The following is a 9,175-nucleotide window of genomic DNA, read 5'->3' on the forward strand; positions in this document are numbered from 1 at the left end:
CCTGGGAGGAACGTGACCGTACGACGGAGTCGACGCGGGCGGCGCGTGCGCGGACGACGGTGGGTCCGGTGGGTGCGTGGTTCGCTGCCACTGGCGCTGGTGGTGCTCCTGCTGGGGCTGGGGTGGTTGCGGGACAACGCCGATCGCCCACTCGTGTGGCTGTTCGTCGGTGTGGTGGCCCTGCTCGCGGCGACCGCGGCGGGCTGGTGGGTGTGGTCGCGGCTGCGCCTGGCCCGGGAACGGTGGATCGTCTCGCGCACCGCGATCGCCGGGATCGACACGATGTCGGGGATCGAGTTCGAGCGGTACGTGGCGCGGCTGCTGCGCACTCACGGGTACACCCGGGTGACGGTGGTCGGTGGAGCCTCAGACGGTGGAGTGGACCTGCGCGCGCAGACCCCCGACGGTAGGGCGTTGGCCGTGCAGTGCAAGCGTTGGCGCAAACCGGTTCCACCCAACGAGGTGCGGGCGTTCCTGGGCGCGCTGGCCGGAAGCCACCGCGGCTACCTGGGGATGTTCGTCGCCTCGAACGGGTTCACCGCGGAGGCGGTGAGCGAGGCCGGCGACGGGATGGTCCTGGTGGACCGGCACGCCCTGGGCCTGTGGATGGCCGGCGAACGCGCCCCGGAGCCACCACCACCCTGACTTCGGCGCGGCCTCTTCTGAGGCGGCCTCATCTGGGGGAGGCGGCGAACGCGCCCTGCACGAAGTGACGTTGGAAGACGAAGAAGACCAGCAGTGGCACCAGCATGGACAAGAGCGCGCCCGAGGCCAGGACGTCGACGTTGGTGCCGAACTGGCGCAGATCGGAGCGCAGCGCCACGGTCAGCGGTGCCGAATCCGGACTGGTGAGCACCAGGGCGACGAGCATGTCGTTCCACACCCACAGGAACTGGAAGACCGCGAGGGAGGCCAGGGCGGGCCGGGACACCGGCAGGACCACCTTGCGGAAGATCCGCCACTCGCGGGCCCCGTCCATACGGGCCGCTTCGAGCAGGTCGCGGGGGATGCCCACGAAGAAGTTGCGCAGTAGGAACACCGCGAAGGGCAGTCCGAAGGCCACGTGGAACAGGACGGCGCCGGTGATGGAACCGAAGACGCCCAGGGCCCCGTAGAGCCGGGAGATGGGGATCAGGGCCGCCTGGACCGGCAGCACCAGCAGGCCCACGACGGCGACCATGATCCAGTCGCGTCCGGGGAAGTCCAACCACACCAGGGCGTAGGCGGCCATCGCGCCGATCCCCACGACCAGGAGGGTGGACGGCACCGAGATGTAGACGGTGTTGAGGAACGAGCGGAGGACGACGCCGTCCTGGACCAGACCCTGGTAGTTGGCCAGGGTCAGTTCGGTGGGCTTGACCAGGGCCGTCCACCAGCCGCTGTTGGTGTTGTCGGCCCCCGAGCGCAGTGACACCAGGGACAGGCCCAAGAGAGGGACCATCCAGAACAGCGCCACGATGATCAGGAGGAATCGCAGGGCGCCCGATCCCAGGGCACCGACCAGACGCGCGGCCGGGCCGCGACGCTGGGCGCCGGTGACGGATACCTCGACGACCGAGGGCGACTTCTTGGCCGGGGTGGTCATGGGCGCTCCCGCCGGAACCGGCGGATGTTGAAGTACATGATCGGCAGGACCAGGACCATGAGCAGGACCACGAGTGCGCTGCCCACGCCTTGGTCGCCGCCCGCGCCGAAGGAGACCTGCCACATGCGCAGGGCGATGACGCCGGCGTCCGATTGCACCGATCCGGGCACGATGACGAACACCAGGTCGAAGATCTTCAGCACGTTGATCGTCAGGGTCACGAACACCACGAGCAGCAGGGGGCCCAGGAGCGGCAGGGTGACCTTGCGGAACACCTGCCATTCGGTGGCCCCGTCGACCCGGGCGGCTTCGAGGGCGTCGCGCGGGATGGCGGCCAGTCCGGCGGCGATGAAGGTGACCGCGAACCCGGTCATGATCCACACCCAGGAGGAGATGAGCACCGGTGTGACCAGGGCGGGACCCAGCCAGGTCAGGCCGCGGAAGGGTTCGGTGAAGTTGTCGGCGGCCAGGTGGATCGTGTACTCGCCGGGTGGTGTCTCGGGCAGGGTGAAGCGGCCGTCGTCGCCGGTGGTGGTGGAGGCGACCACCCGGCCGTCCTGAACCACCTGCACGGTCATGCGGGGCATGCCGTACTCACCGTCGTCGAGGGCGCCGGGCTCGCCGTCCAGGGCCACGTCCAACCAGACCACGCCCCGCACCGCGCTGTCGGCGGGTTCGGGGACGGAGGCCGGGGAGGCCTGTTCGGGCAGGTCGCCAGGGCGCACCCCCACCATGGGCAGTTCGACGACCCGACCGGGTTCGTGGGTGTGGGCGCCGGTGAAGCCGCCGAGCGCGGTGTCGGGGCGTAGGGAGGCCTCGCGCGGTTCGGCGCCGGGGTACTCCGAAGGTGAGGTGAAGGCGTCGTGCACGCTCACCATCGCCGCGTTCACCACGCCACGGTCGGGGTTCTCGTCGTAGACGAGCCGGAAGACGATGCCGGAGGCGAACAGGGAGATCGCCATGGGCATGAACAGCAGGACCCGGAAGGCGGTCGCCCAGCGCACGCGTTCGGTGAGGACGGCGAGGATCAGCCCCAGCCCGGTGACCAGGGCGGGGGCGACCAGCACCCAGATCCCGGTGTTGCGGATCGCGGTGAGCGTGCGGTCGTCGGTGAACATGTGGGCGTAGTTGTCGAGCCCGACGAACCGTGCGCCGGAGGCGTCGTAGAGGCTGCGCACCACCGAGTACGCGGCCGGGTAGAGCAGGAACACGGCGAGGAACAGCAGCGCGGGCAGCAGGAACAGGATCGCCGGACCCAAGACGCGGCGCGGCCGGGAGGCGCGGTGGTCGGCAGGGTCCGGGGGGAGGTCGTGGGGCATGCTCATCCTTCGCCGTACGCGTGGGTGGCCTCCTCTTCCAGGCGCGACATGGTCCCCTCCACGTCGGAGGGGTCGCGTAGGAAGTCCTGGAGGGTCTGCCACATGCCGTCGCCGACGGTGGCACCGAACACGGTGGGCTGTTGGTCCGACAGGTCGAAGCGCACACCGTCACCGGCCCGGACGACCCGCTCGGCGACTTGGCCGGTGACCGGGTCGGCGTAGTCGTCAGCGGTCAGGTGCCGGTTGGGCGAGACGAACCCGCCGATGGCGGCCCACTCCCCCGAGGCGTCGGCGCCGGCCAGGAAACGCAGTAGTTCCATGGTGGCCGCGCGATCGTTCATGGCCACGGCGGCGTCACCGGCCACGACCACGGAGTCGTCCCCCTCTTCCATGGGAGGGAAGGGGAAGACCCGGGCGTCGTCGCCGACGGTGGCGTTGGTGCCCGCGGTGACCACCCCGCCGATGAAGTCGGCGCCCGCCACCATGGCGGCGTCGGGGTCGTCGCTGTAGACGTCCACCACCGAGGTGGGGAAGTCGGTCTGGAGCGCGCCGCCGCGGCCGCCCGACATCAGGCGGTCCTGGCCCCAGACCTGGGCCAGGGTCTCCAGGGCGACCTCCACGCTGGGGTCGGTCCAGGGGATCTCGTGTCGGCCGAGCCGGTCGTACATCCGGGGGCCGGCGGTGCGCAGGTAGACGTTCTCGAACCAGTCGGTGAGCACCCAGCCGTCGGCGCCGGCGATGGACAGCGGGCTGACGCCGATGTCGGCGAGGTCGTTGGAGAGTTCGAGGAACTCGTCCCAGGTCCGAGGGGGCACGGCGCCGATCTCGGTGAAGAGCGCGTCGTTGTACCAGACCAGGGATTTGTCGGCGATCTTGAGGTAGACGCCGTAGGGGGTGCCGTCCACCGAGCCGAACCCGGTCCAGGCGCCGGCCATGTTCGCATCGAGGGTGTCGACGACGTCGGTGGTGAGGGGGACGAGCGCCCCTTCGTCGGCGAAGTGTTCGATGAGGCCGGCCTGTGGGATGAGCGCGACGTCCGGTTCGTCGCCGCCCTGGATGCGGGTCTGTAGGAGGGTCTGGAGGTCGTCGCCGGCGCCGCTGTAGGAGACCGTGACACCGGTTCGTTCCTCGAAGACGGCGAGGACGCGTTCGAAGGCCCGCTGTTCGTCGCCCGCCCAGGGGCCCACGATCTCCAGGTGTTGCCCGGCCAGGTCGGAGTCGGCGGGGAGGCCCCCGCCGTCGCTACAGGCGGTGGTGGTCAGGCCGAGGGTGAGCAGGGCCGTGGCGGTGCGGGTGAGGGGTCGAGAGCGGGGACGGGGGTTTGAGGGGCGGGGGGTTGGGGGGCGCATAGGGGATACTCCTCTAGGAGTGGTCGATCGCGATGCCCGTGACCGGGTCGAAGAAGTGGATGCGGTCGGTGTCCACGGCGACGGTGATGACCTGCCCCTCGAACACGTGGGTGCGAGGGCTGAAGCGGCCCACGCACACGACGCCGTGATCGACGGCGGGGAGGGTCTCGTCGACACCGGCGTCGCGGGCGAGTTCACGGGTGTCCTCGGAGACCATGGGCGGCGCGTGCAGGGGAAAGTGCACCAGGACGTCGGAGCCCATGGCCTCCACGAGGTCGGCGACGGAGGTGAGGGTGGCCCCCGCGGCGGCGCCGACGATCCCGGCGTCCTCCATGTCCTCGGGTCGGATGCCCACGACCACCTTCTGGTTCGCGTGATCGCGCAGGGCCGGGCGGCGATGCAGCAGGGCGTCGGGGAGGTCGAGGGTCTGATCACCGATGTGGACGCGGAACCGGCCGTCGTCCTCGGTGAGTTCCACGCACATCAGGTTCATGCCGGGAGAACCCACGAAACCGGCGACGAACAGGTTGTCGGGGTGATCGTAGAGCTCCTGGGGCGGACCGACCTGCTGTAGGACGCCGCGCTTCATCACCGCGACCCGGTCGCCGAGGGTCATCGCCTCGGTCTGGTCGTGGGTGACGTAGACGGTGGTGACACCGAGATCGCGCTGGATGCGGGCGATCTGGGCGCGCACCTGCACGCGGAGCTTGGCGTCCAGGTTGGAGAGGGGCTCGTCCATGAGGAAGGCCCTGGGTTCACGGACGATGGCGCGGCCCATGGCCACGCGCTGGCGCTGACCGCCGGAGAGGTTTCCGGGTTTGCGGGTGAGGTGCTCCTCCAACCGCAGGACCTCGGCGACCTCGCGCACCAGACGATCGATCTCCGCCTTGGGGACCTTGCGCAGTCGCAACCCGAAGGCGATGTTCTCGTAGACGTTCAGGTGCGGGTAGAGGGCGTAGGACTGAAAGACCATGGCGACGTCTCGGTCACGGGCGGGCACGTCGTCGACGACACGGCCGCCGATACGGATCGTGCCCTCGGAGACGCTCTCCAGGCCGGCGAGCATGCGCAGAGCGGTGGTCTTGCCACAGCCGGAGGGACCCACCAACACCAGGAACTCCCCATCCTGGACCTCCAGGGAGAGGTCGTCCACGGCGCGGGTTCCGTCCGGGTAGACCTTGCCCAGGCCCTCGATCACGATCTCCGCCACGACACCTCCGAACGACGGGCGCCCGATCGACGCCCCCTGTGGGTCAGGGCCGGGCCGATGGGATGTGACGCGGGCCACCGCCGGCCGTCTGCCAAGACAGTAATGGGACCTCCGCCCAAGGAAGCCTCAACTCTGCTTCCTCCTCATCTCGATTCGGGGTCCAGGTGGTCTCGGACCGTCGCGGCGGTCTTTCCCGTTCGTTACCGTGTCCGCATGGCAACCGTGTTGCTGGTCGAGGACGACCGGATGGTGCGTGACGCCCTGGTGCGGGCGCTGCGCGGACTGGGACACGTGGTGTTCCCGGTCGGCACCGCCTTGGACGCGCTCAGGCAGGCCGCCGAACACGAACCCGACCTGGTCATCCTGGACCTTGGCCTGCCCGACCTGGACGGGGCCTCGGCGTTGCGCATGCTGCGCGGCCACAGTGACGTTCCGGTGATCGTGGCGACCGCGCGCGCCGACGAACCCTCGATCGTGCGGCTGCTCAACGACGGGGCCGACGACTACGTGGTCAAACCCTTCTCCAGCGCCCAGTTGGCGGCCCGGATGAACGCGCTGCTGCGACGTACCTCCCGGGGCGGGGCCGACGCGACCGAGCAGAGCGAACTGACCGTGGGCGAGCTGTGCATCAGCCTGGCCCAACGTCGGGCGACCCTGGCGGGGAAGACCTTGGCGCTGTCCCGGCGCGAGTTCGACCTGCTCGCCTACCTGGCCGAACACCAGGGGCGGGTGGTGACCCGGCGCGAACTCGTGGAGGCCGTCTGGCACGAACACCCCTACGTGGGCCACGACCAGACCATCGACGTGCACATGTCCTGGCTGCGCCGCAAACTCGGGGAGAGCGCGAGCCGGCCCCGGTACCTGCACACCGTGCGCGGAGTGGGGCTGAAGCTGGAGGCTCCCCGGTGAGAGGACTGCTGGCACGGACCGCCGCCCTGGTGGCGTCACTGGTGGCGTCGGGAGTGTTGGCCGGTGCCGCGTTGTGGGCGTGGCAGGAGACCGCCGACCGCTCGGCGGTGGAGGCGCGCACCCAGGCGGACCTGGTGGCGGCCGTGGTCACGGTCGACGCCGAACCCGAGGTATTGCGCGAACTGGTGGCCTCCACCCCGGCCGGGGCCGAGGGACACCTGGCGGTGCACCTGCCCGGAGGGGACACGGTGGGAGCCAGCCGGGCGGGGGACGAGGACGTGGCGGCTCTCGGGGGCGGAGGCGTCGGAGCCGGCGAGGGCGCCGTTTCCGAGCGGGTTCGGGAGGTCCGGGTCGAGGGTGGCCGGGCCCTCCTGGTGGGCACTCGGACACCGGAGGGCGAACCGGCGGTGGTGGAGGTGTTCCGGCCCGGTGGTGAGGTGGCCGCCGCCCTCGGACGAAGCCTGGGGTGGTCGGTGCCGGTGGCGGCGCTGGTGGTCATCGGCGCGGTGGCGCTGACCGACCGGCTGAGCGCCCCCTCACGTCGGGCGCTACGCGAACTGGCGCGAACCGCGGTGGCGATCGGGCACGGGCGATTGAACGCCCGCATCAGGGTGAGCGGCCCGCGCGACCTCGTGGTGCTGGGAGAGTCCATCAACTCGATCGGCGAGCGGGTGCAGGACCTGCTGGCCAAGGAACGCGAGATGGCAGCGGACGTCTCGCACCGACTCCGCACCCCGTTGACGGCGCTGCGCCTGGACACCGAGTCCCTACCCGGCGCGGAGGGCGAACGCATTCGCGGGGCCGTGGCCGTCATGGAACGCGACGTGGACGAGATCATCCGCAACGTGCGCCCGAGGGAGGTCGAGGAGGACACGGAAGGCGGGGTTGGAGCCGAGGGTGAGGCGACGGGGGCCGGAGCGGGAGTGGCCGAGTGCGACCTGTCAGAGGTCGTCCTCGACCGGATGGGGTTCTGGTCGGTGCTGGCCGAGGACCAGGAGCGCGAGGTGGAGGTGGACCTGCCACCGCACCCGACTCGGGTCGCCCTCGGAAGGGAGGAAGGCGTCGCGGTGCTGGACGCCCTGGTGGGCAACGTGTTCCGCTACACCCCGGCCGGAAGCCCGTTCGCGGTGACCGTGGTGGGGCACGCGGGATGGGTTTCGTTGCTGGTGGAGGACGCCGGACCGGGCTTTGGCGATCCGACCGCGGCGTTGCGACGCGGCAGCAGTGGGGGTGGTTCGACCGGGCTGGGCCTGGACATCGTGCGCCACGCGGTGGAGACCACCGGCGGGACCATTCACCTGGAACGCGGCAAGTTGGGTGGTGCGCGGGTGCGTTCCCGATTCGCTGAATTGGGGGCGGACCACGACGAGGAGCAACCGCTGGCCTGGCGTCTGCGCCGCTCAGGTTGAGGTGAGGGCTTGAGAGCTTGGGGGCTGGGGGTTGGACAGGGAGAAGCGGAACCGGACTGGATGGGATGGGACTGGATGGGACCGAACGGGGCGGGGCGAAGGCGGGAACCTAGGTAGGGCCTGCCGGCGTCCGGGTGTGTGGCGGGTGTGTTGGTAGGGCGCCTCGGCTAGAGAACCTTGAGGTTGTTGGGCGGGGTGGGGGTGGGTTCTCCCTCCTTCCCCGCCCGACAACCCCAGGGCTTCCGGCCCCAGGCGCCCCACCCACAGCACCAATCCCCCAGGCAGACCCTCAATGGGCGCGGCCGGCCAGAGTCAGCGGTGGAAAGCGGTGTTCACCGGTCGGGTCGCTCAAACGCATCGTGTACACCCACCAGCGTCCCGAGTCCGGGGAGGGACAGGACTCCGACCAACCGTGGGTTTGCCCCCAGGGGATAACGATGCTCTCCGCACCTTCCAGGGAGGTACCGGAGGGGCCCGATTCCTGTGGTGGTCGGCCGTGACGGCAGGTGGAGGTCAGGTTCAGGGTGATGTCGGAACCCGTGCCGTTGCGGATCTCGTTGTACCAGGTCACGCGATTCCCCTCGTGCCCGATGCTCAAGAGCCGTATGCCCAGGCCGTTGGCGAACTCGTGGGGGCGGTCGGCCGGAATGATCGGGGCCACCAACGGCACCAGGAACTTCAGACCGATGACGGACAGGGTCAGGGCGACGGTGACGATCAGGGCCTTGCGGGGGGCGGACACAAGTCTCCTGGGGGACGGGGACCGGGACTGGACGCCCCGATACGCGGGACGCCCCGAGGTTACCGGTCCAGGAGTTGGGCGCAGCGGATCAGGCCCAGATGCGAGTAGGCCTGCGGGTGGTTGCCCAACGCGCGTTCGGTGACCGGGTCGAACTCCTCGGGGATCAGCCCGGTGGGACCGGCGGCGCCCACCAGGTGCTTGAACAGCTCCTCGGCCTCGGCGCGGCGCCCGGTGAGCAGGTAGGCCTCGATCAGCCAGGTGGTGCACAGGTGGAAGCCGCCCTCGCCGCCGGGCAGGCCGTCGTCGCGGTGGTAGCGGTAGACGGTGGGGCCGCTGCGCAACTCGGCCTCGATCGCGGTGACGGTGGCCTGGAAGCGCGCGTCGGTGGGGTCGATCAGTCCGGACAGGCCGATGTGCAGGGAGGCGGCGTCCAGGTCGGTGCCCTCATAGGCGGTGGTGTAGGCCTGGGCGGTCTCGTTCCAGCCCTTGTCCAGGACCTCGTGGGCGATCTGGGCGCGCAGGTCGGGCCAGGTGGGCTCGATGGCGCGGTCGTAGGTGTGGGCCAGGGTGATGGCCCGGTCCAGGGTGAGCCAGCACATCACCTTGGAGTAGACGCGTTGGCGGGGTTCGTCGCGTTCTTCCCAGATGCCGT

The 9,175-nt window shown here is 70.3% G+C and carries 9 protein-coding genes; 3 read left to right on the forward strand and 6 right to left on the reverse strand.

Translation table 11 applies throughout. The features are described 5' to 3' along the window. Positions 1 to 72: 72 nt before the first annotated feature. Complete coding sequence (locus ABZ717_RS10240) at positions 73 to 645, forward strand: restriction endonuclease (protein ID WP_358507976.1); 573 nt, start codon at positions 73 to 75, stop codon at positions 643 to 645. Between the two features lie 28 nt (positions 646 to 673). Here ABZ717_RS10240 and ABZ717_RS10245 read toward each other — a convergent pair whose 3' ends face one another. Genes ABZ717_RS10245 through ugpC form a run of 4 tightly spaced genes read right to left on the reverse strand, consistent with a single transcriptional unit; the run spans position 674 to position 5,463 of the window. Then, positions 674 to 1,585 carry a carbohydrate ABC transporter permease gene (locus tag ABZ717_RS10245; RefSeq protein ID WP_358507959.1) on the reverse strand — a complete coding sequence of 304 codons (912 nt, stop codon included), beginning with the start codon at positions 1,583 to 1,585 and terminating at the stop codon, positions 674 to 676. After that, the gene (locus ABZ717_RS10250; protein ID WP_358507961.1) at positions 1,582 to 2,904 is read right to left on the reverse strand and encodes an ABC transporter permease subunit; all 1,323 of its coding nucleotides are present in this window, start codon (positions 2,902 to 2,904) and stop codon (positions 1,582 to 1,584) included. Before ABZ717_RS10250 ends, ABZ717_RS10245 begins: the two co-directional genes overlap by 4 nt. Before the next feature lie 2 nt (positions 2,905 to 2,906). Then, positions 2,907 to 4,253, reverse strand: a complete 1,347-nt coding sequence (locus tag ABZ717_RS10255; RefSeq protein ID WP_358507962.1) for an extracellular solute-binding protein — start codon at positions 4,251 to 4,253, stop codon at positions 2,907 to 2,909. Positions 4,254 to 4,266: 13 nt separating this feature from the next. Further along, a complete protein-coding gene (ugpC, locus tag ABZ717_RS10260) occupies positions 4,267 to 5,463 on the reverse strand; it encodes a sn-glycerol-3-phosphate ABC transporter ATP-binding protein UgpC (protein ID WP_358507964.1) in 1,197 nt (398 codons plus the stop codon). A 213-nt stretch (positions 5,464 to 5,676) separates the two neighbouring features. On the opposite strand from ugpC, the gene ABZ717_RS10265 reads away from it, so the two are divergent. Next, positions 5,677 to 6,372: a response regulator transcription factor gene (locus tag ABZ717_RS10265; protein WP_358507966.1), complete on the forward strand. Its 696-nt coding sequence runs from the start codon at positions 5,677 to 5,679 to the stop codon at positions 6,370 to 6,372. Further along, entirely contained in the window at positions 6,369 to 7,781 is a 1,413-nt protein-coding gene (locus tag ABZ717_RS10270) for a HAMP domain-containing sensor histidine kinase (protein WP_358507968.1), read from the forward strand. The genes ABZ717_RS10265 and ABZ717_RS10270 overlap by 4 nt, the downstream gene beginning before the upstream one ends. Before the next feature lie 289 nt (positions 7,782 to 8,070). On the opposite strand, the gene ABZ717_RS10275 is transcribed toward ABZ717_RS10270, so the two are convergent. After that, positions 8,071 to 8,523 carry a hypothetical protein gene (locus tag ABZ717_RS10275; RefSeq protein ID WP_358507970.1) on the reverse strand — a complete coding sequence of 151 codons (453 nt, stop codon included), beginning with the start codon at positions 8,521 to 8,523 and terminating at the stop codon, positions 8,071 to 8,073. 59 nt (positions 8,524 to 8,582) lie between these two features. Then, a partial coding sequence (locus ABZ717_RS10280) for a glycoside hydrolase family 15 protein (protein ID WP_358507972.1) occupies positions 8,583 to 9,175 on the reverse strand: 593 nt, incomplete at its 5' end.

It is taken from the genome of Nocardiopsis sp. NPDC006832 (assembly GCF_040635885.1).
GTDB lineage: Bacteria > Actinomycetota > Actinomycetes > Streptosporangiales > Streptosporangiaceae > Nocardiopsis.

Coding starts and splice junctions, on each gene's coding strand:
- ABZ717_RS10250 (WP_358507961.1), bottom strand. CDS start 2,904: ATGCCCCACGACCTCCCCCCGGACCCTGCCGACCACCGCGCCTCCCGG.
- ABZ717_RS10265 (WP_358507966.1), top strand. CDS start 5,677: ATGGCAACCGTGTTGCTGGTCGAGGACGACCGGATGGTGCGTGACGCC.
- ABZ717_RS10255 (WP_358507962.1), bottom strand. CDS start 4,253: ATGCGCCCCCCAACCCCCCGCCCCTCAAACCCCCGTCCCCGCTCTCGA.
- ABZ717_RS10245 (WP_358507959.1), bottom strand. CDS start 1,585: ATGACCACCCCGGCCAAGAAGTCGCCCTCGGTCGTCGAGGTATCCGTC.